The organism is Sphingomonas sp. GW821-FHT10C01, from assembly GCF_059415525.1.
On the sequence record NZ_JBWKNK010000001.1, the window covers coordinates 1,804,986 to 1,826,010 of the forward strand.

Genomic DNA, 21,025 nt, shown 5'->3' on the forward strand with positions numbered 1-21,025 from the left:
CCGCCCGACAGGTTAGAGAATCCCCGGCAGGTCCAGGCCCATCTCGGTCGCGCAGTTGCGGGCGATTTCGTAGCCCGCATCGGCGTGGCGCATCACGCCGGTGGCGGGATCGTTCCACAGGACGCGCTCGAGGCGCTTGGCGGCTTCGGGCGTGCCGTCGGCGACGATGACCATGCCCGAATGCTGCGAATAGCCCATGCCGACGCCGCCGCCGTGATGGAGCGAGACCCAGGTTGCGCCGCTCGCGGTGTTGAGCAGGGCGTTGAGCAGGGGCCAGTCGGACACGGCGTCGGAGCCGTCCATCATCGCCTCGGTCTCACGGTTCGGGCTGGCGACCGAGCCGCTGTCGAGGTGATCGCGGCCGATGACGATCGGAGCTTCGAGTTCGCCGTTGGCGACCATCTCGTTGAACGCCAGCGCGAGCCGGTGGCGGTCGCCGAGGCCGACCCAGCAGATGCGCGCGGGCAGGCCCTGGAACGCGATCCGCTCCTTCGCCATGTCGAGCCAGTTATGGAGGTGGTAGTTGCCCGGGAGCAGTTCCTTCACCTTCTGGTCGGTCTTGTAGATGTCCTCCGGATTGCCCGACAGCGCGGCCCAGCGGAACGGGCCGATGCCGCGACAGAATAGCGGGCGGATATAGGCGGGGACGAAACCGGGGAAGGCGAAGGCGTTCTCGACGCCCTCGTCCTTGGCGACCTGGCGGATGTTGTTGCCGTAATCGAGCGTGGGGATGCCCATGTCGTGGAAGTCGAGCATCGCGCGGACATGGGTGGCCATCGAGGCGCGGGCGGCCTTCTCGACCTCGTGCGGGGCGCTCTCGCGCTTGCTGAACCATTCGTCGAGCGACCAGCCGGCGGGGAGGTAGCCGTTGATGGGATCGTGCGCGCTGGTCTGGTCGGTGACGATATCGGGGCGGATGCCGCGGCGGACCAGTTCGGGCAGCACTTCGGCGGCGTTGCCGAGCAGGCCGACCGACACTGGCTTGTCCGATGTGCGAATGATTTCAAGTGCTTCGTCGATGCTGTTCGCGGCACGATCGAGGTAGCGTGTCTTGACGCGCATCTCGATCCGGCTTGGCTGGCACTCGACCGCGAGGCACGACGCGCCCGCCATCGTCGCGGCGAGCGGCTGGGCGCCGCCCATGCCGCCGAGACCGGCGGTGAGGACCCATTTGCCCGAGAGATCGCCGCCATAATGCTGACGACCCGCCTCGACGAAGGTCTCGTAGGTGCCCTGCACGATGCCCTGGGTGCCGATATAGATCCACGAGCCGGCGGTCATCTGGCCGTACATCGCCAGCCCCTTGCGATCGAGCTCGTTGAAATGCTCCCAGGTCGCCCAATGGGGGACGAGGTTGGAGTTGGCGATCAGCACGCGCGGGGCATCGGCATGCGTGCGGAACACGCCGACCGGCTTGCCCGACTGGACGAGCAGGGTCTGGTCGGCGTCGAGCTTGCGCAGCGCGTCGACGATACGGTCATAGCTCTGCCAGTCGCGCGCGGCGCGGCCGATGCCGCCATAGACGACGAGCGATTCCGGCGCCTCGGCAACCTCGGCGTCGAGATTGTTCATCAGCATGCGCAGCGGGGCTTCGGTGAGCCAGCTCTTGGCGCTGAGATCGGTTCCGGTGGGGGCCTTGATGTGACGGCTATTGTCGATGCGGTTGGTCATGCTTGAGCTTTCGCGAAATCGATGGCTGCGGAGAGGATCGGGCGGAGGACTTGCCGGCAGGCTTGCGCCGTTTCCTCATGCCAGGGCGGGGGCCAGTGGTCGGGCGTTTCGACAAGGTAGGTGCGCATCGCCAATTCCATCTGGATGGTGTGCACGCCCTCGTCCGGCCGGGCGTAGTGGCGGGTGATCCAGCCGCCCTTGAAGCGGCCATTGGTGACATGGCGGTACGGGCTGGCGTCGCAGATGGCCTCGACGGCTTGCTGAAGCGCCGGGGCGCACGAGGCGCCGTCATTGGTGCCGATGCTGAAATTGGGCAGTTCGCCGTCGAACAGCTTGGGCACGACGCTGCGGATCGAGTGCGCGTCATAGACGACGATCGCGGGATGGAGCGCGCGGAGGCGCTCGACCTGGATGGCGAGCGCGGTGTGATAGGGATCGAACCACTCGGCGCGGCGGCGCTCGATCTCATGCGCGTCGGGCAGGGTGCCGGGTTCGTAGAGCGGCGTGCCGTCGAACGTCTGGATCGGGCAGAGACCGGTGGTGAACTGGCCGGGATAGAGGGTGTGGCCTGACGGATCGCGGTTCACGTCGATCACCGTGCGCGAGATATTGGTGCGGACGATCGTGGCGTCGAGATCGCGCGCGAAGGCGTAGAGATGATCGACATAGAGGTCGGCGTCGTGGCGGGCGAGCTCGGGCGAGACGAGACCGTGGATGCCCTCGGGAATCTCGGTGCCGGCATGGGGGATACTGACGATCAGCGGGGCCGTGCCCTGTTCGACATGGATCATCGCTCGACCCCCGGCAGGTAGAGACCGAGCATTCCGCTGGTGACCAACGCGGTCGCGGCGGCCATGTCGGGGGCGAAGTGGCGGTCGTCCTCAAGCTGGGGGACCTGGTCGCGCAGCAGCGCGCGCGCGGCTTCGAGCGGCTCGCTGGAGGTGAGCGGGGCGTGGAAGTCGCAGCCCTGCGCCGCCGCCAAATATTCGATGCCGAGGACGTTGGCGAGGTTCGCGGCCATGTCCATCAGGCGGCGGGCGCCATGGCCGGCCATCGAGACATGATCTTCCTGATTGGCGCTGGTCGGGATCGAATCGACGCTGGCCGGGTAGGCGCGCTGCTTGTTCTCGCTCACCAGCGCCGCGGCGGTGACCTGCGGGATCATGAAGCCCGAATTGAGGCCGGGACGCGGGGTGAGGAAGGCGGGGAGACCCGACAGCGCGGGATCGACCAGCATCGCGATGCGGCGTTCGGACAGGCTGCCGATTTCGCACAGCGCCATGGCGAGCATGTCGGCGGCGAAGGCGACCGGCTCGGCGTGGAAATTGCCGCCGGACAGGGCCTCGCCGGTATCCGGGAAGATCAGTGGATTGTCGGTGACGCCGTTCGCCTCGATCGCGAGCGTCGCGGCTGCCTGACGGATCAGGTCGAGGCAGGCGCCCATCACCTGGGGCTGGCAGCGCAGGCAATAGGGGTCCTGCACGCGCTCATCGCCCTCGCGGTGCGAGGCGCGGATCGCGGAACTGGACATCAGACCGGCAAGGGCGTCGGCGACCTCGATCTGGCCGCGATGACCGCGGACCTGATGGATGCGCGGATCGAACGGGGTGTCGGAGCCCTTCGCCGCCTCGGTCGAGAGCGCGCCGGTGACGAGCGCGGCGCGGAACAGCCGGTCGGCTTCGAACAGGGCGGCCAGCGCATAAGCGGTGCTGAACTGGGTGCCGTTGAGAAGCGCCAGGCCTTCCTTGGGGCCGAGGGTGAGCGGGGCGAGCACGTCGCGCGCGGGACGGACGACGCCGTCGATCAGCACATCGCCGGTGCCGATCATCGCGGCGGCGAGGTGGGCGAGCGGAGCAAGGTCGCCGCTGGCGCCGACCGATCCCTGCGACGGGATGATCGGGGTGATGCCGCGATCGAGCATGTCCTGCAGCATCGCGATCGTCGCGGGGCGGACGCCGCTATGCCCTTGTGCGAGGCTGGCGAGCTTCAACGCGATCATCAGCCGGACGACCGGAGCGGGCATTGGAGCACCGACGCCGGCGGCGTGGCTCAGCACGATGTTGCGCTGGAGCGTCTCGAGGTCTTCGTCGCCGATCCGGACCGAGGCGAGTTTCCCGAAGCCGGTGTTGATGCCGTAGACCGGCTCGTGTCGGGCCAGGATCGCCTGAACGGCGTCGGCGCTGGCCTGGATCTTGGCCGCGCAGGACGGATCGAGCTGGGCGGGTCCGCCGCGATAGATGGCGTTCCAGGTCGAAAGCGGGGTGTTGCCGGGAGTGATCATTTGCCTGCGTAAATCCGGATATGAAGGGGGTTGGCGCCGATGCGGTAAACCAGCTCGGCAAGGTCGGTGATGTTCCAGATGGCGAGATCCGCGGGCCCGCCGGGTTCGAGCGTGCCGGCCTGGAGACCGAGCGCATGCGCGCCGTTGACGGTGATGCCGCGCAGGCATTCGGTGACGGTCAGGCGAAAGAAGGTCGCGCCCATGTTCGCCGCGAGCAGGATCGATGCCATCGGCGAGGTGCCGGGGTTGCAGTCGGTGGCCAGCGCGATCGGAACGCCCGCCGCGCGCAGGGCCGCGATGGGCGGGCGGCGTTCCTCCCGCGTGAAGTAGAAGGCGCCGGGCAGAAGCGTGGCGACCATGCCACTGGCGGCCATCGCCGCGATGCCGGCCTCGTCGAGATACTCGAGATGATCGGCCGAGAGGGCACCATGGCGTGCGGCGAGCGCGGCGCCGTGGAGGTTCGAGAGTTGCTCGGCGTGGAGCTTGACCGGCAGGCCGTGGGCGACGGCGGCGGCGAGGACGCGGTCGGTCTGCTCGGGCGAGAAGCCGATGCCCTCGCAAAACGCATCCACGGCATCGGCATGGCCGACAGCCGCGGGGATTACGCGCTCGCAGACGAGATCGACATAGCCGTCGGAGTCGCCCTTATACTCGGGCGGTACGGCGTGTGCCGCGAGCAGCGTTGTCCGGACGCGAACGTCGCGCGCTTCGCCAAGGCGGCGGGCGGCGCGGAGCATCTTGAGCTCGTCGTCGAGGGTGAGGCCGTAGCCCGACTTGATCTCGACCGTGGTGACGCCCTCCGCGATCAGCTGGTCGAGGCGGGGCAGGGCGCTGGCGATCAGATCGTCCTCGCTCGCGGCGCGAGTCGCGGTGACGGTGGAGAGGATGCCGCCGCCGGCGCGGGCGATCTCCTCATAGGTCGCGCCTTCGAGGCGCGCCTCGAACTCCCTGGCGCGATTGCCGGCATGGACGAGATGGGTGTGGCAGTCGACCAGCCCGGGGGTGATCCAGCGACCTTCGCAATCGACGATCTCGGCGGCGTCGGGCGCGTCCGAGTCGGAGCCGACATAGCTGATCATGCCGCCCGTCGCGGCGATCGCGCCATGCTCGACAATGCCCAGCCCGTCGCCCGTCATCGTCGCCAGACGGGCGTTACGCCAGAGTGTGTCAGCGGGAATCGTCATGCGCCTTATGGTTGGACAAGCGCGTGAATATGTCTAGACATAATCGGCATGAAACTGTGGTTTGAATCCGCGCTGCTCGAAAATGGCTGGTCCGATCGTGTGCGGCTGACGCTGGCGAACGGAAGGGTCGAGGCGGTCGAGGCCGGGGTCGATCCGGCTCCCGAAGACGAGCGGCACTTCGTGGCGCTTCCCGGCATTCCCAATGTCCACAGCCATGCCTTTCAGCGCGCGATGGCGGGGCTGGCCGAGGCGCGTGGGCGCGCGGACGACGATTTCTGGTCGTGGCGTGAGCTGATGTACCGCTTCGTCGGGCGGATCGGGCCAGAAGAGTGCGAGGCGATCGCGGCGCTCGCCTATGCCGAGATGCTCGAGGGCGGGTTCACGCGAGTCGGTGAGTTCCACTATCTGCACCATGCGCCCGGTGGCGCGCGCTACGACGATATCGCCGAGATGTCGGGCCGGATCGCGGTGGCGGCGCAGGCAACCGGGATCGGCTTGACCTTGCTGCCGGTCTTCTACGCGCATGGCGGATTCGGCGGACAGCCGGCGGGGACGGCGCAGGCGCGGTTCCTTAACGATGTCGATGGTTTTGCCGCACTGGTCGAGCGCGCCGGGGCGAAGCTGGCGCCGGACGGTGTGATCGGGATCGCGCCGCACAGCCTGCGCGCGGCGACGCCGGAGGAACTGCGCGCCCTGTTGGCAGTGGCGGATCGCGGGCCGGTGCACATCCATATCGCCGAACAGGTGAAGGAAGTGGCGGATTGCGTGGCGTGGAGCGGGAAGCGGCCGGTACGCTGGCTGCTCGACAATCTGCCGGTCGATGCGCGCTGGACGTTGGTGCACGCCACGCATGTCGAGCCGGACGAGGTCGCTGGTATCGCCACCAGTGGCGCGGTGGCGGGGCTGTGCCCGATTACCGAGGCGAATCTGGGCGATGGGCTGTTTCCCGCAGCCGAGTTCATGGCATTGGGCGGCATGATCGGAATCGGAAGCGATTCGAACGTGCGGATCGACGCGGCGGAAGAGTTGAGGCTGCTGGAATATGGCCAGCGGCTGACCCGGCGCGCGCGCAACGTGCTGGCGGGCGAGGACCGTCCGGCCACGGGCGCGCGGATGTTCGCGGCGTCGGTTCGCGGCGGCGGACGGTCGCTCGGCGTCGAGACGGGACTCGCGGTGGGACGGCCCGCCGACATCGTGTCGCTCAATCGCGACGATATGGTCTTTGCCGACCGCAATGGCGATGCGCTGATCGACAGCTGGGTGTTCGCGAGCCACGCGGGCGTGGATTGCGTGTGGCGCGGTGGGGTGAAGCAGGTCGAGGGCGGGCGCCACCGGGATCGCGATGCGATCGAGGCGCGCTATCGCGTCGCGCTGAACAGGCTGATGGCGTGAGCATCGAAGCGCGCATCCGCAACGACATCGAGACGCGCATCCGCTCGGGCGAATGGGCGCCGGGGATGCGGGTGCCGACCGAGCATGAGCTGGTCTCGACCTATCGTTGCGCGCGCGCGACCGCGAACAAGGCACTGAGCCGGTTGGCGCGCGAAGGCTTGATCGAGCGCAGGCGGCGCGCGGGGAGCTTCGTCGCGCGGCCGCAGATCCGCACCGCGGTGGTCGGCGTGCCCGATATCGGCGCGCTGATCGAGGCGCGGGGCGAGCCCTATCGCTGGGAATTGCTGTCGGTCGAGCTGCAGCGCCGCGCCCCCGAGGGGTTTCCCGCGCGTGCCGGTGGGTGCTGGCTAGCGCTGAGCGGCGTGCATCATGCGGGCAAGACTCCGTTCGGCTGGGAGGAGCGTTGGCTCGATCTGGCGGTGGCGCCGGGTGCCGAGGATGCGGATTTCGCCGCCAACGCGCCAGGCGCGTGGTTGCTCGCCAATGTGCCCTGGACCGAGGCGCGGCACCGGATCGGCGCGGTGGGCGCGGAGCCGGTCGCGGCGAAGGAGCTGGGGATCGCCGCGGGCGCGCCGTGCCTGCAGATCGAGCGCTGGACGTGGCGCGGCAAGGAACCGGTCACATCGGCGCGGCAGGTGTTTCCGGCGGATCATTATCAACTGGTCGAAGATTTCACCCCCAGAGGCTGAAGGAAGCGGCTATGGTATCGGTCGAAACCAAGGAGCGTACATGTTCGACAAAGTTTTCCTGAAGCACCCGCGCGATGTGGGCGAGAGCTATGGCGAGCATTTCGCGACCGCGACCGGGTTTGGCGCGCGGATGGTGGTGGGCGGGCTTGCCTGCATCGTCCATGGGGTAATCCCGGCGCTGTTCGTGCGCACGGCGAGCGACACGGTGAAGGGCCTCTACGGCCGGATGAAGGCTCGCCAGCCGGCCTTCGCCGAAAAGCCGCCGGCCTTCACCGAGCCGACCTGGCAGATGGAATACGAAATCTAAGCTTTTGAATTGAGACGGCGCCGGCCCGCTCTCCCACCCGGCCACCCATAGAATCACTGTCGTTGGGTGGCCGGGTGGGAGAGCGGGCCGGCGCCGCAGCAAAGGGGCACCAATGCCGGTCGAACATGTCGCCATCGTCGGCGCGGGCTTTTCGGGCACGCTTCAGGCGATCAATCTGCTCCGCCATGAAGGTCCGCGCGCGACACTGATCGAGCGCGGGAGCCGCGCGGGCGAGGGCCTGGCCTATGGCGCCGCGCATCCAAGCCATGTGCTCAACGTGCGCGCCGGCAATATGAGCGCATTGCCCGACGATCCCGGGCATTTCGCGCGCTGGCTGGAGGCGCGCGGCGTGCCGGACGCGGCCAAGTCGTTCGCGTCGCGGGTGACCTACGGCATCTATCTGCGTGAGATGCTCGATGCGGCGCTGGCGACCAGCAACGGGCGGTTGACCGTGCGCTATGGCGAGGTCGTCGACGCGGTGGAGACCGGGCGCGGGGTCGCGCTCAAGCTGGCCGATGGCGAGGCGATCGACGCCGATGCGGCGGTGCTGGCGGTGGGCAATCTGCCACCGCACGATCCGCCCGGACTGTCCGACGGTGCGCTGCCCGACGATCTCTACAAGGGCGATCCCTGGGCCGGTAGTGTCGCCGATGGGCTGACCGCCGACGACACGGTGCTGGTGATCGGCACCGGCCTCACCATGATCGACGTCGCTCTGATGCTGGAAGCGCGCGGGTTTCAGGGAAGGATCGTCGCGCTGTCGCGGCGCGGGCTGCTGCCGCGGCGACACGAGGCCGGCAGCGACTGGGCGAAGATCGGCGACCGGCCCGCCACGGTGGCGTCGGGGCTTGTGCGACGGGTGCGCGAGCGTGCCGAGGCCGTGGGCTGGCGCAACGCGGTCGACGAGCTGCGGCCCTTCACCCAGCCGATGTGGGCCAACGCCAGCGAGGCGGAGCGCGCGCGTTTCCTGCGGCATTTGCGGCCCTGGTGGGACGTGCACCGCCACCGCCTGGCGCCCGAAGTGGCGGACCGGCTGGCGGCGATGCAGGAGCGCGGGCAGCTTCACGTGCTGGCGGGCAAGACGATCGCATTCTCGCCCGCCAATGGCGGCGTGACGATGACCTGGCGGCCGCGCGGAGCCGATGCGAACGAGACGATGGCGGTGCGGCGGATCGTCAACTGCACCGGGCCGCTCGGCGACCTCAACCGGACGACCGATCCGCTGCTGGTCGCGCTGCGCGAGCGCGGGGCGATCCGGCCCGATGCGGCGCATCTGGGAATCGACGTCAACGGCGTGGGGCAGGTGATCGGCGCGGACGGGCGCCCGAGCGAGCTGCTCTATGCGCTTGGGCCGATGACGCGTGGCGCCTTCTGGGAGATCGTCGCGGTGCCCGATATCAGGCGCCAGACCTGGGACGTCGCCCGGCGGCTATCCAATGCGCACTGGGTGGGCGGCGAAGGCCTCTAACCTTCGCCGCGAAGCGCGAGGCCGCGCTCGATATCGCGGGCGACCACCGATGCGGTGAGGCGGCCGACCAACCGCTGAGCGCTGCGCCACGCCGAGACTTCGGCCGCGCGGTGGCGATTGCCGGCGATCAGGCGGCTGCCCCAGCTTTGCGCGAACGGCGTGAAATCGGCGGGGTCGCTGCCTGGCAGGCGGTCCGCCACCACCATCGACGGGAATGGCAGCGCGGTGCGCGGCGACGCGAAGAGGTCGGGCCTGCTCGCGGCTTCGGGATCGAACAGCAGCGCGCCTGCGACCCGCTCGACATAATGCGAGGGCGAGAGCCGCGCCCACCAGGATGCGGCGAAACAGCCCAACCCCTCGGCCACCAGCAGCACCGCGCGGTCGGCGCGGAGCACGGCAGTGTCGATCTGCGACGCAAGGATCGAGCGGTTGGCGTCGGGATTCAGCGCCAGATGCGTGTCGCCATAGGCCGGCCAGCCGAAGCGTTCGCTCCAGGCCGGGGTTTGCGATTCGCTGATCGTGATCACGGAGAAACGATGCGGGGCAGGTGCAAGCGCGAGCGTCATGGCAATCTCCCTTGCGCGTAAAATGCCAAAACTTGGGACGTTCGCGCAAGGTGCGAACGCACGACCTTCGCTTGGGGGTACGAAAGCTATGCTTCAGTCGTGTGAAGCGCAGGTCGCTGCGCGATCGAGCAGGAAGGCGCGCTCGCGTTCGTTGCGGGTGAGCGCGGCGGCGGCTTCGAACGCGACCTTGGCTTCGGGCAGGCGCCCGGCGCGGAACAGGAAATCGCCGCGAGCGGCGGGCAGCGGGGCGTAGTTGCGGAGCGCTGCCGCCTCGGCGAGCTGGTCGACCAGCGTGAGGCCGGCCTCTGGCCCGAACGCCATGCTATGCGCGACCGCGCGATTGAGATCGACCACGGGGGAGGGCATCACTTCGCGCAGCCGGTCATAGAGTCCGGCGATGCGTGGCCAGTCGGTATCCTCCGAACGGCGCGCGCGGGCGTGGCAGGCGGCGAGCGCGGCCTGAAGCGCATAGGGGCCGTCGGCGCCGCCCAGCGACTCGGCCTGGGCGAGCGCACTGAGGCCGCGGCGGATGAGCAACTGGTCCCAATGCGCGCGGTTCTGGTGCGTGATCGGTACGAAAGCGCCGTCCGGGCCGGTGCGGGCGCGCAGGCGGGAGGCCTGGATCTCCATCAGCGCAAGCAGGCCGTGGACTTCGGGTTCGCCGGGCATGAGGCCCGCAAGGACACGGCCGAGCCGCTGCGCCTCGGCACACAAAGCGGGGCGGATCAGGTCTTCGCCGGCGGTGGCCGCATAGCCTTCGTTGAAGATGAGGTAGACGACCTCCAACACCGAAGCGAGGCGGGCACCCCGCTCTCCGCCGCGCGGCACCTCGAACGCCAGCGCGGCGTTGCCGATGCTTTTCTTGGCGCGGACGATTCGCTGCGCGATGGTCGGCTCGGGCGAAAGGAAGGCGCGAGCAATCTCGTCGGTGGTGAGGCCGCCGATCAGGCGCAAGGTAAGCGCGGCGCGCGCCTCGGCCGAGATGACCGGATGGCAGGCGGTGAAGATCAGCCCGAGCAGCTCGTCGCCGATATCGTCGTCCATGGCGGCCTCCAGCGCCTCGACATCGCTGCTGTCGGCTTCGTCGAGGTCGCGGGCGATTTCGGCATGCTTGCGTTCCTGCATCTTCGCGCGACGCAGGCCATCGATCGCGCGACGCTTCGCCGCGGCGGTGAGCCATGCGCCGGGATTTTGGGGAACGCCGGTCTTGGGCCATTCGGCGAGCGCGACGAGCAGCGCGTCCTGCGCCAGCTCCTCGGCCCGGTCGACGTCGCGGGTCATGCGGGCGAGGCTCGCGATGAGCCGCGCCCGCTCGATCCGGAAGACCGCTTCGATCGCCCGCTGGGTTTCCCTGTCCGTCGCCATGCTCAAGGGTTAGGGGAGCATGGCGGGGAAGGGCAAGCGGATCAGTTGTTCGCGAGCTTCTCGCCGATGCCGTCATTGATCGCGGCGGCTTCGGGCGGGATGATATCGGCGAAGTCCGCCATTTCGAACAGCGGGCGGATCTCGATCTCGCTCGGGCCGAACATCGGGTTCGGGCAACGCTTCACCCACTCAACCGCCTCGTCCATGTCCTTGACCTCCCACAGCCAGTAACCGGAGACCAGTTCGCGGGTTTCGGCGAACGGCCCGTCGATCACGGTGCGGCTAGGGCCGTCGAAAGCGACGCGCTTTCCCTTGGAGGAAGGCTTGAGGCCATCGCCCGCGACCAGCACGCCGGCCTTGACCAGTTCCTCGTTGAACTTGCCCATGTCGATGAACAGCTGGTTGAGCTCGGGCGAGGGCTTCATGCCGGCTTCGCTGTCCTCGGTCGCCTTGACGAATACCATCACACGCATCGGAATTCTCCTTTGTTGGCGAGGGCCTGGATCGGCCTTCTATCCTGACGACGAGTGAGCTTGCGCGGAATCGACACGCGCGACGAATTTTTTTCGACGAAGGGCGAGAAAATCCGTCCGGATACCGAGACTATCCGGATTTCAGTGGTTTAGCGGTATCGAACTGTGGTCGGGGAGAGAGGATTCGAACCTCCGGCCCCTGCCTCCCGAAGGCAGTGCTCTACCAGGCTGAGCTACTCCCCGACGGAGTGCCGAGTCCTTGAAAATGCCCCGGGTTGGGCGGACCGGCTTTCGCTTGGAGCGGCGCCTATAACCAGCACTTTCGTGCTGCGCAAGCGGGTGGGCAAAAGCTTTTTCAGGCGCCGCGCGCGGCGAGCATCGCTTCGATGCTGGTGAACTTCTCACGCGGGGCGCCATCGCGGGCGGCGGCGGTCTCCGCTGCCTCGATCTTCTGCCAGTCGCGGAAGGTGACGACATCGGCGTTGCGCGACGCGAGCAGCGCGTCGAGGCCGGGACGGCCGGCCTTGCGACTGTTGGGTTGTGTGTCCGCGGCGATCTTTTCGACGATGGCGAATCCGTCGGGCCGGTTGGTCCCGATCGTGCCGGTCGGACCGCGGCGTGCCCAGCCGACCGCATAGAGGCCGGGGAGGACGCGCCCCTCGTCATTGGCGAAGCGCCCGGCGCGATCGTCATACGGCACGCCCTCGATCGGCGGTGTGCGATAGCCGATGCAGGCGACGACCAGGCTGGCGGGAACCGCATAGGTCTCGCCCGTGCCCACCGCCGCACCGCGCGAGTCGAGCTCGGTGCGTTCGACGATCACGCGTTCGACCTTTCCGTCGCCCTCGATCGCCACGGGCTTGGCGAAGAAGTCGAAGATGATGTGGACCGGCTTCTCGACATGGGCGGCGGCGAAGTTGCGTAGATGGGTGACCGACTTGCGATGGCCGGGTTCGAGCATCGCGTCGTCGATGTCGGGTGGGAAGTCGGCGAGGTCGATCACCGGTGCGGCGCGCTCAAGCTCACCGAGTTCGCCCAGCTCCTTGGGGGTCATGTTGATCTGGTGCGGGCCGCGACGACCGAGCAGGGTGATGGTGTCGATCGTCGACCCTTCCAGCGCGGCGAGCGCATGGCTGACGATATCCGATCCGGCGAACTCGGCCTGGGTCTTGGCAAGAACGCGCGCGACGTCGAGCGCGACATTGCCGTTGCCGATCACCACCGCACCCGGCCCCGACAGGTCGGGGTTCAGCCCGGCGAAATCGGGGTGGCCATTATACCAGCCGACAAACGCCGCCGAGCCGGTGACGCCAAGCAGGTCGGCACCGGGAATCTCCAGCGGTCGGTCGCGCGGCGCGCCGGTCGCGAGGACGACGGCGTCATAGAGTTCGAGCAATTCGGGGACCGTCACCTGATCGCCGATTGTGACATTGCCGACGAAGCGGACATTGTCGGTGAGCGCGGTTGCTTCATAGCGGCGTGAGACGCCCTTGATCGACTGATGATCGGGCGCGACGCCGGTGCGGATCAGGCCGAAGGGGACGGGGAGGCGATCGATGATGTCGACGCGCACATCGTCACCGAACTGCTTCTGCGCCGCTTCGGCGGTGTAATAGCCCGCCGGCCCCGAACCGATCACCGCGATATACCGCATAGCCGACCCTCTTATGTTTTGTGGCGCAGCTCAAAGCTGCGCAGAGACGGCACCAGTCCGCTCTCCCACCCAGTCGCCCATGGAATGCTGGCGCCGGGTGGCGGAGCGGGCTGGTGCCGCACCCACGAGCCGAGCCTAGCGGGGATTGCAACAAGGGCAAGCGGCTCTCGACGCGCGCGATTTACTGTTGCATGTCAAGGTCATGAACCCGTTAGAGGTCGCCGCTTCGCTGTTGCTGCTCATCAACATCGCGCTCGTCGCGCGGCGCAGCATCTGGAACTATCCCTTCGCGCTTGCGGCGGTGTCGCTCTACGGCGTGCTGTTCTTTCAGAACAAGCTCTACAGCGACATGCTGCTCCAGCTCTTCTATGTCGCACTCAATCTCTATGGCTGGATGAACTGGTCAAGGTCGAAGGCGGATTCCGGTGAGGTTGTCGTCCTGACGCTTGGCTGGCCGGCGCGGATCGGGTGGCTTGCTGGATGCGCGGCGCTCACCGGCGGCTGGGGCTGGCTGATGCACCGGTTGACCGATGCGGCGTTGCCCTGGTGGGATGCGGGTGTGGCGATGACGAGTGTTGCGGCGCAGATCCTGCTCTCCCGTCGCTACCTGGAGAATTGGGTACTCTGGATTCTCGTGGATATCGTCGCGATCCCATTGTTCGCGGTGCGCGGGCTGTGGCTGACCTCAGGGGTCTATGTGATCCTGCTCGGTCTCTCGATCTGGGGACTGATCGACTGGTATCGTGCGAACGCCGCGCGTAGGGCGACGGCATGACGCTACGCACCATCTGTCTCCACGGTCCCGAAAGCACCGGAAAGTCCACGCTCGCGCCGCGGCTCGCCGCGCATCTGGGCGGCGAGGTGGTCGAGGAATATGGCCGCGAATATGCCGAGACGCGCGGAACGGACTTCACGATGCGTGATCTGGTGGAGATCGCCCGTACCCATGACGCCGGCGTGCGGACGATGCTGGCGGCGGGGCTGACGCCGTTGATCCTGGACACCGATCCGCTGATGACCGCGGTCTGGGCGGACATGCTGTTCGGAGTGCGCGACCCATGGTTCGACAAATGGGAGGGGACAGCGGACCTGTACCTGCTGTTCGACATCGACATGCCGTGGGTCGCCGACGGGACGCGGATGTTCGGCGAACCGGCGCAGCGCATGCGCTTCTTCGACCTTTCGAAGGCCGAACTGGAGCGGCGCGGTGTTCGCTGGGCATTAGTCAGCGGCGATGGCGAGGCGCGTTGGGAAAGCGTGCTGCGCGCGGTGGAAGCGGCGTCCTAACCTAGGGGACGCGGGTCACCGCGAGGCCGTCGCCGTTCTTGCCGACGTCGATTCGACGTAGCACCTTGCCGGTTTCGGCGTCGATCTCCGCGATCTGGTTGCGCATGGTTTCGGCGGCGTAGAGTCGCTTGCCGTCGCCCGACCAGATCAGCGTGACCTGCGTGGCAGCGGAATTGCCGGAGACGGGGAAGCTGCGCAGCACGCTGTGGGTCGCGGCGTCGATCAGGGTGATGCTGCCCGTGTCGACATGGCTGGTCGCGACGGTCTTGCCGTCCGGGCTGGCGATCACGCGGATCGCGTTGCCGTCGATCGTGAGTTCGGCGAGCTTTTCATAGGTCGAGGCATCGAACACGCCGAGGCGCGGGGCGGACAGGTCGCCGACGAATACCTTGCCGCCCGCGACGGCGATCCCTTCGGGCTTGCCGCCGGTGGTGACGTCGCGCAGCTTGGTATTGGTCTTGAGGTCGAGGACGCTGAAGGTGCCGGACCCGATATTGGCGACATAGGCGCGCTCCTCACCGAGCAATGCGACCATGTGCGAGCCCCGCTGGCCGGTAGCGATCGAGGTGATCTTGCCGTCGGGCTCGACAATAGCGACCGAGCTGCTGCCCTCGGTCGTCGCGATGAGGCGTTCGCTCTTGGGCATCCAGAGCAGGCCGTGCGGGCGCTTGTTGGGCGAAAGCTCGATCGTCGCGATCTTGCCCAGCGGGTCGAGGTCGATGATGTCGATGGTGCTGCCGCCATAGTTGACCACCGCGGCCTGGGTGCCGTCGCCTATCACCGCGATCTCGTGCGGGTGGCTGCCGGTCGGGAGTTTCGCCAGCTGCTTGCCGTCGGCGAGATCGTAGATGCCGAAGCTGTCCTCGCCCTTGTTGCCGACCAGCAGCAAGTCGCGCGCAGCGGCGGGGACGGCGGCAGTGGCAAACAGGGCGGCAGCGAGGATCAGGCGGCGCATGGGTCTCTCCGGTTCTGGCGGCGGGAGACTGGTCATTTCGGGCGAGGCCCGCAAGCGAAAAGGCCCGCTCCACCGGGGTGGAACGGGCCCTTCGCTAGACTTGGCCGGCGCCGCTTATTGCGACGGGGCGAGGCCGGTGTTGAGCACCCAGCCGACATTGTCATTCTCGTCGGCGACTTCCCACCACAGGCCGTTCTTGTTGCCGGTGGGATAGACGATCGCGCCCGCCGGAAGGTTGCGAATGATCTTCCCGCCTGCCGCCGCCGATGCGCGCATCGCGACCGGGCGCTGGGCGGTGAAGGTCTTGGCCGGGGTCGCCTGCGCGGTGCCGGTGTCGCCGGGGCGAACCAAGCCGAGCTCGGTCACCAGCTTGGTATAGGCCTGAATGAACGACAGGGTGACGATGCGGCCGATATCGGTGTTGTCATAACCGCCGCCGACCGCGCCCACGCCGCCGCCAAGGAAGCCGGCGCCCGCGCCGCCGCCAAAGGCAAGGCTGTTCTTGGCGGCATAGCCCTCCGTCGTCGCGATCGTCTCGGTCGTGCGGACGTTGGTGACCGAGAGGACGGTATTGGCTTCCATCTTCTTGCTGCTGATACCGGCGGCAAGCCCGCCCAGACGGCCGCCGATCAGGCCGCCGATCAGGCCGCCGGCGCCGCTGCCGCTGACATTGCTGTTGGCGCCCTGAATTTCGGCGACCATGACATAGTCGGCGGCCTTGATCTGGCCCTGGCCGACATTCGCGCCGCGCTGGTGACCGAGATTGCCGCCGATGGCGCGTTCACGCTCGGCCGCCTGAAGGCCCGAGCCGCGATCGACCAGGTTGAAGCAGCCCGAACGCTGGATCAGAACCTTCATCAGCTTCTGCGGCGGGGCCAGCGAATACTGCGTCCAGGGGCGGGGGTCATCGCCATCGACGACGGAGATGGTGCCGAGCTTGCGCGTGCAGCGCGGCACATCCTGCATCGTCTGTTCCTGTAGCTTCTGGCCGCCGCTCTGCTTGGCGAGCCGCTGCGCCTGTGCCGGCTGGGCAAGACAAAGCGCGAGCGCGGTGGTGGCAACGAGACTCCGAACGATTTGCATGAACTGGTCCTCCCTGGCGGGGCATGCGCACCCGCGGCATTGCAGACGTGCCGTCGGAGCGAATCCGCAGGCACAAGGAATAAAAAAACTGTTTGGAGGCTGATGCCTCCCCCTGTGGGCAAGCCATTATCAAAGCCACGGGGGGCACGTCATGCAAAAAGTTGTTTCAGGGATCGACCCGGCTGCGCTCGGCCTTGCCGTCGCTGATTATCCAGATGTCGCCGAAATCCTCATGCTTCAGATCCGCGGGGCGATCGCCGCCCAGCTGCTGGACGATGTCGGGGACGGTGTTGCTGTGACCGACGATGAGGAGGGGAACGCCGGCGGCCTTTGCGTTCGCGACGATCGCCGGCGTGTCGCGCGGATCGTAGGTCTCGGGCGTGATGCCGCGTTCGGCGGCGAGTGGCCCCGCTGTCTGGCGGGTCCGCTTGAAGTCGCTGACATGGATCGCCTTGAGCTTCTTGCCCTTGAACCATCTCGCCAGGGCTTCGGCGCGCGCCTTGCCCGGTGCGAGCAAGTCCGGATCCCGCTCGCCGGCGGGCGTGTCATAGTGCCGCGTGACATAGATCGGCGGGTCCTTGGCCAGCGCGGGAGCGGCGACAAGACAGGCGAAAATAAGGAGCAGGGTGCGCATTGTCGCACGCTGACGGTTAGCAAGCCTCTTCGCAAGTCCCGCCGCCCCTGCTAGGCGCGCGGAATCATGGCAACCGACCTTTCCCGTATCCGCAACTTTTCGATCATCGCGCACATCGACCATGGCAAGTCGACGCTGGCCGATCGCCTCATCCAGCGCACCGGTGGCCTCACCGATCGCGAGATGTCGAGCCAGGTGCTCGACAATATGGATATCGAGAAGGAGCGCGGCATCACCATCAAGGCCCAGACCGTGCGCCTCGACTGGAAGGCGGCGGACGGCAAGGACTATGTCCTTAACCTGATGGACACGCCGGGGCATGTCGACTTCGCCTATGAGGTGAGCCGGAGCCTTGCCGCGTGTGAGGGCGCGTTGCTGGTGGTGGACGCCGCGCAGGGCGTTGAGGCGCAGACGCTGGCCAACGTCTATCAGTCGATCGAGCATGATCACGAGATCGTGCCCGTCATCAACAAGATCGACCTGCCCAGCGCCGAGCCGGAGAAGGTCCGGAACGAGATCGAGGAAGTGATCGGCATCGACGCGTCGAACGCGGTGCTGGCATCGGCCAAGTCGGGCATCGGGATCGAGGAAATCCTCAACGCCGTTTGCGAACGCATTCCCGCGCCCAAGGGTGACGCCAATGCACCGCTCAAGGCGATGCTGGTCGACAGCTGGTACGACCCGTATCTGGGCGTCGTCATCCTCGTCCGCGTGATCGACGGAACCCTCAAAAAGGGCCAGCAGGTCAAGTTCATGCAGTCGGGCACGACGCATCTGATCGACCGCGTCGGCTGTTTCCGGCCGAAGATCGAGAATCTGCCCGACTTGGGGCCGGGCGAGATCGGCTTCATCACCGCGCAGATCAAGGAAGTGGCGCAGGCGCGCGTCGGCGACACGCTGACCGACGCCAAGAAGCCCGCGACCGAGCCGCTGCCGGGCTTCAAGGAAGTCCAGCCGGTGGTCTTCTGCGGCCTGTTCCCGGTCGACGCCAACGACTTCGAAAAGCTGCGTGAGAGCATTTCGAAGCTGCGGCTCAACGACGCCAGCTTCTCGTTCGAGATGGAGACGTCGGCGGCTTTGGGCTTCGGCTTCCGCTGCGGCTTCCTGGGCCTGTTGCATCTGGAGATCATCCAGGAGCGGCTGATGCGCGAATATGATCTCGACCTGATCACCACCGCGCCGTCGGTGGTGTACCAGATCGAACTGACGCACGGTGGCGGGCATATCGAACTGCACAACCCGGCCGACATGCCCGAGCCGAACAAGATCGAGAGCATCGCGGAACCGTGGATCCAGGCCGTGATCTACGTGCCCGACGAATATCTCGGTTCGATCCTGAAGCTATGTCAGGACCGGCGCGGCATCCAGAAGAACCTGACCTATGTCGGCGGTCGCGCGCAGGTGACCTATGAGCTGCCGCTCAACGAAGTGGTGTTCGACTTCTATGACCGGCTGAAGTCGCTTTCGAAGGGCTATGCCAGCTTCGATTACGAGCAGATCGGCTATCGCGAGGGCGACCTCGTCAAGATGGGCATCCTCGTCAACGAGGAGCCGGTCGATGCGTTGAGCATGATCGTCCACCGTGCCACCGCCGAAGTGCGCGGACGCGGCATGGTCGAGCGGCTCAAGGAATTGATCCCGCGCCATTTGTTCAAGATTCCGATCCAGGCGGCGATCGGCGGCAAGGTGATCGCGCGCGAGACGATCAGCGCGATGCGCAAGGATGTGACCGCGAAATGCTATGGCGGCGACGCCACTCGCAAGCGCAAGCTTCTGGAAAAGCAGAAGAAGGGCAAGGCGAAGATGCGCGAGTACGGCTCGGTCAGCATCCCGCAGGAAGCCTTTATCGCCGCGCTGCGGATGGGCGAGGAATAAGGTCCGGCGAGCGGCGCTCGCCGGATCCTTCGACCGTCAGCCGCGTGGGGCGGGTGCTCGCACCCCCGGCGTCATCCGCGCCATCACCTCGTCGCGAATCAGATAATGGTGGCGGAATGCCGCTCCGATATGGACGAGCAGCAGCGCGATCGCGGCGTAGCCGAGGATTTCGTGCGCCTCGTGCCCGAAATCCGACATTGCCTCCGACACCGGCAGATAGGGGATGTCGAACAGCCCGAACCAGGTCAGTGGCCGGGGTTCGGGTCCTGAGGCCATCGCCCAGCCGGACAGCGGGATCGCCAGCATGAAGGCATAGAGCAGGAAGTGGGAGACATGGGCGGCGGTCCGCTCCCAGCCCACCATGTGCGCGGGCAGGCGCGGCGCGGGATGAGTGAGCCGCCAGCCGATCCGGGCGAGGGTCAGGGCGAGGACGGTGATCCCGATCGCCTTATGGATCGGCATGATCCGCCACTCTCGCGGCAGACTGTCATGCGCCAGGCCATAGACGAGATTGAAGATCAGCAGCGCGGCGATCAGCCAGTGAAGCAGGATCGCGCCGCGCGAATACCGTACCAACGCCGAGTCCGTACCCGTCATTCGTGCACTCCCTTGCGGTTCAGCGCACCATTGTGCCGAGGCGAGGGCGTGACGTCGAGTGCGCCGTTAGAACGCGTATGGCACCGGCGCGCGGACATCGGGGTCGATGCGGATCTCGCTCGCCGCCGGGGGGAAGGCGCGCTGGTCGCAATCGGGGCGGGGGCAAATGCGGCAGCTGGTGCCGATCGGCGTGGCGATGCCGCCGGTGCGTAGACCGTCGGCATAGACGAAGTCGGGCGCGTGGATCTCCTCGCAGCCCAGCGCGACGGCATAGCGGCGCGGCGGGCGGGCATAGCTGGCGGACGGCTTGACCAGCCCCTTGGCCATCGAGACGTAGCGCGCGCCGTCGGGCATCTCCGCCAGCTGCACCAGCACGCGATCGGGAATTGCCACCGCCTCATGCACCACCCACAGCGGGCAGGCGCCGCCGAAGCGCGCGAATTCCAGCCGCGTCGCCGAGTGGCGCTTGGTGATGTTGCCAGCCATATCGACGCGGCAGAAGAAGAAGGGAATGCCCTGTGCGCCCGGCCGCTGGAGCGTCGACAGGCGGTGGCAGGTCTGCTCGAAGCTGGTGCCGAAGCGCTGGCGCAGCCGGTCGATATCGTGGCGGACCGCGCGTGCGGCGTCGCGAAAGCGGTTATACGGCATCAGCAGCGCGCCCGCGGCATAGTTGGCGAGGCCCAGCGACAACAGATCGCGCGCGGCGGGGGAAGCGAGGCCGCTATTCTCGCTCACCGCCCGCATCTCGTTCCCGAACTCAAGCACGGCGAGTCGGTGGGCGAGCAGAAAGGCGCGGCTTTCGGGTGGGAGCACCCCGCTGATGACCAGGCGGCGGCTGTCGGCGGCGAAGCGCGACAGGCGGGTATCGTCGTCGCGCGCTTCCTCGATCTTTACGCCATGCCATCCGCGCAGCCGCGCCTCGATCCCGCGCGGATCGTCGAGTTCCTCGACCAGCGCCTCGGCGGCCCGATCCAGAACGTCGATGTAATTGCCCTCGGCCTGATACCAGTCGCGTACTTCTTCCCAGGGGAGCGAGCCGGCGGCGCCACCACCGCTCTCCACTCTGTCGTCGAGTACGCGCAGCTGCGCCTGACTGCGGCGCCACGCCTCGTGCAGCGCGACCATGCGATGGGTGAGGGCGGGGTGCTTCTCGACCCCGCGCTGGACCGCGGCCTCATCGATCATTGCCGCCGGGATGCTCGAATCCATGCCCGCTTCGATCGCGCGGACAAGGTCACCGACGCCATGGTCCGCGCCGATATCGCCCCAGGCCTGCGGAAATTCGCGGGTCAGCGCGATCAGCACCGGCGGGGTCAGCGGGCGCTCCTCATTCTCGATCTGCGACAGGTAGCTGACCGACACGCCGAGCCGCGCGGCCATCGCCGCCTGGGGCAGGCCAAGCTGCTTGCGCAGGTCGCGGACACGGGTTCCGGCAAAGAGGCGGCGGCGGGGCTGATCCATGGGTGCACAATATCCGCAGATATGAACGATGCAACTTCGCAACATTGCATTTGCATGGGGCGGCGTGTCCTGTGCAGGGACGC

Annotated in this window: 19 protein-coding genes, 1 tRNA gene and 1 pseudogene; 7 read left to right on the plus strand and 14 right to left on the minus strand. The window is 67.3% G+C overall.

The genetic code is table 11. The annotated features are described in order from the left end of the window. Window positions 1-12 precede the first annotated feature (12 nt). Genes hutU through hutI form a run of 4 tightly spaced genes read right to left on the minus strand, consistent with a single transcriptional unit; the run spans window position 13 to window position 5,130 of the window. Window positions 13-1,671 carry a urocanate hydratase gene (gene hutU, locus AC07M1_RS08725; RefSeq protein WP_495162156.1) on the minus strand — a complete coding sequence of 553 codons (1,659 nt, stop codon included), beginning with the start codon at window positions 1,669-1,671 and terminating at the stop codon, window positions 13-15. Continuing rightward, window positions 1,668-2,462: an N-formylglutamate deformylase gene (hutG, locus tag AC07M1_RS08730; RefSeq protein WP_495162157.1), complete on the minus strand. Its 795-nt coding sequence runs from the start codon at window positions 2,460-2,462 to the stop codon at window positions 1,668-1,670. Before hutG ends, hutU begins: the two co-directional genes overlap by 4 nt. Beyond that, window positions 2,459-3,952 (minus strand): histidine ammonia-lyase, encoded by a 1,494-nt coding sequence (hutH, locus tag AC07M1_RS08735; RefSeq protein WP_495162158.1) that lies wholly within the window; start codon window positions 3,950-3,952, stop codon window positions 2,459-2,461. Before hutH ends, hutG begins: the two co-directional genes overlap by 4 nt. Continuing rightward, window positions 3,949-5,130, minus strand: a complete 1,182-nt coding sequence (gene hutI / locus AC07M1_RS08740) for an imidazolonepropionase (protein WP_495162836.1) — start codon at window positions 5,128-5,130, stop codon at window positions 3,949-3,951. The genes hutH and hutI overlap by 4 nt, the downstream gene beginning before the upstream one ends. A 54-nt stretch (window positions 5,131-5,184) precedes the next feature. On the opposite strand from hutI, the gene AC07M1_RS08745 reads away from it, so the two are divergent. The 4 genes from AC07M1_RS08745 (at window position 5,185) to AC07M1_RS08760 (ending at window position 8,992) form a co-directional block, all read left to right on the plus strand. Continuing rightward, a complete protein-coding gene (locus tag AC07M1_RS08745; protein ID WP_495162159.1) occupies window positions 5,185-6,528 on the plus strand; it encodes a formimidoylglutamate deiminase in 1,344 nt (447 codons plus the stop codon). Further along, window positions 6,525-7,217, plus strand: a complete 693-nt coding sequence (gene hutC / locus AC07M1_RS08750) for a histidine utilization transcriptional repressor HutC (RefSeq protein ID WP_075152350.1) — start codon at window positions 6,525-6,527, stop codon at window positions 7,215-7,217. The genes AC07M1_RS08745 and hutC overlap by 4 nt, the downstream gene beginning before the upstream one ends. A 40-nt stretch (window positions 7,218-7,257) precedes the next feature. Beyond that, window positions 7,258-7,524, plus strand: coding sequence for a DUF6356 family protein (locus AC07M1_RS08755; RefSeq protein WP_495162160.1), 267 nt, complete (start codon window positions 7,258-7,260; stop codon window positions 7,522-7,524). 112 nt (window positions 7,525-7,636) lie between these two features. Next, complete coding sequence (locus AC07M1_RS08760; RefSeq protein WP_495162161.1) at window positions 7,637-8,992, plus strand: FAD/NAD(P)-binding protein; 1,356 nt, start codon at window positions 7,637-7,639, stop codon at window positions 8,990-8,992. Here AC07M1_RS08760 and AC07M1_RS08765 read toward each other — a convergent pair. From AC07M1_RS08765 to AC07M1_RS08785, 5 genes and pseudogenes are all read right to left on the minus strand, one after another. After that, the gene (locus tag AC07M1_RS08765) at window positions 8,989-9,558 is read right to left on the minus strand and encodes an alpha/beta hydrolase (protein WP_495162162.1); all 570 of its coding nucleotides are present in this window, start codon (window positions 9,556-9,558) and stop codon (window positions 8,989-8,991) included. The genes AC07M1_RS08760 and AC07M1_RS08765 overlap by 4 nt on opposite strands. Before the next feature lie 93 nt (window positions 9,559-9,651). Continuing rightward, entirely contained in the window at window positions 9,652-10,923 is a 1,272-nt protein-coding gene (locus tag AC07M1_RS08770; RefSeq protein WP_495162163.1) for an RNA polymerase sigma factor, read from the minus strand. Window positions 10,924-11,036: 113 nt separating this feature from the next. Further along, window positions 11,037-11,396: pseudogene (locus AC07M1_RS08775) on the minus strand (YciI family protein); the annotation flags it as partial. 166 nt (window positions 11,397-11,562) lie between these two features. Then, window positions 11,563-11,639: transfer RNA gene (locus tag AC07M1_RS08780), tRNA-Pro, on the minus strand. A gap of 112 nt (window positions 11,640-11,751) precedes the next feature. Further along, complete coding sequence (locus AC07M1_RS08785) at window positions 11,752-13,050, minus strand: FAD-dependent oxidoreductase (RefSeq protein ID WP_495162164.1); 1,299 nt, start codon at window positions 13,048-13,050, stop codon at window positions 11,752-11,754. 202 nt (window positions 13,051-13,252) lie between these two features. Here AC07M1_RS08785 and pnuC point away from each other — a divergent pair, with 202 nt between their 5' ends. Next, the gene (pnuC, locus tag AC07M1_RS08790; protein ID WP_495162165.1) at window positions 13,253-13,825 is read left to right on the plus strand and encodes a nicotinamide riboside transporter PnuC; all 573 of its coding nucleotides are present in this window, start codon (window positions 13,253-13,255) and stop codon (window positions 13,823-13,825) included. Next, window positions 13,822-14,337 (plus strand): AAA family ATPase, encoded by a 516-nt coding sequence (locus AC07M1_RS08795; RefSeq protein WP_495162166.1) that lies wholly within the window; start codon window positions 13,822-13,824, stop codon window positions 14,335-14,337. Before pnuC ends, AC07M1_RS08795 begins: the two co-directional genes overlap by 4 nt. Window position 14,338: 1 nt before the next feature. Here the strand turns inward: AC07M1_RS08795 and AC07M1_RS08800 are convergent, their stop codons facing one another. The 3 genes from AC07M1_RS08800 to AC07M1_RS08810 all read right to left on the minus strand — a co-directional run bounded on the left by AC07M1_RS08800 (window position 14,339) and on the right by AC07M1_RS08810 (window position 17,009). After that, the gene (locus tag AC07M1_RS08800) at window positions 14,339-15,292 is read right to left on the minus strand and encodes a YncE family protein (protein ID WP_495162167.1); all 954 of its coding nucleotides are present in this window, start codon (window positions 15,290-15,292) and stop codon (window positions 14,339-14,341) included. Window positions 15,293-15,406: 114 nt separating this feature from the next. After that, on the minus strand, window positions 15,407-16,375 hold the full coding sequence (locus tag AC07M1_RS08805) for a CsgG/HfaB family protein (protein WP_495162168.1): 969 nt from the start codon (window positions 16,373-16,375) through the stop codon (window positions 15,407-15,409). Between the two features lie 166 nt (window positions 16,376-16,541). Next, window positions 16,542-17,009 carry a phosphoglycerate mutase family protein gene (locus AC07M1_RS08810; protein ID WP_495162169.1) on the minus strand — a complete coding sequence of 156 codons (468 nt, stop codon included), beginning with the start codon at window positions 17,007-17,009 and terminating at the stop codon, window positions 16,542-16,544. A 66-nt stretch (window positions 17,010-17,075) separates the two neighbouring features. On the opposite strand from AC07M1_RS08810, the gene lepA reads away from it, so the two are divergent. Then, window positions 17,076-18,884, plus strand: a complete 1,809-nt coding sequence (gene lepA / locus AC07M1_RS08815; protein WP_495162170.1) for a translation elongation factor 4 — start codon at window positions 17,076-17,078, stop codon at window positions 18,882-18,884. Between the two features lie 36 nt (window positions 18,885-18,920). Here lepA and AC07M1_RS08820 read toward each other — a convergent pair whose 3' ends face one another. Together AC07M1_RS08820 and AC07M1_RS08825 are read right to left on the minus strand one after the other, a co-directional pair. Continuing rightward, on the minus strand, window positions 18,921-19,481 hold the full coding sequence (locus AC07M1_RS08820) for a cytochrome b (RefSeq protein ID WP_495162171.1): 561 nt from the start codon (window positions 19,479-19,481) through the stop codon (window positions 18,921-18,923). Between the two features lie 66 nt (window positions 19,482-19,547). After that, window positions 19,548-20,942, minus strand: a complete 1,395-nt coding sequence (locus AC07M1_RS08825) for a helix-turn-helix domain-containing protein (protein ID WP_495162172.1) — start codon at window positions 20,940-20,942, stop codon at window positions 19,548-19,550. Between the last annotated feature and the right edge of the window lie 83 nt (window positions 20,943-21,025).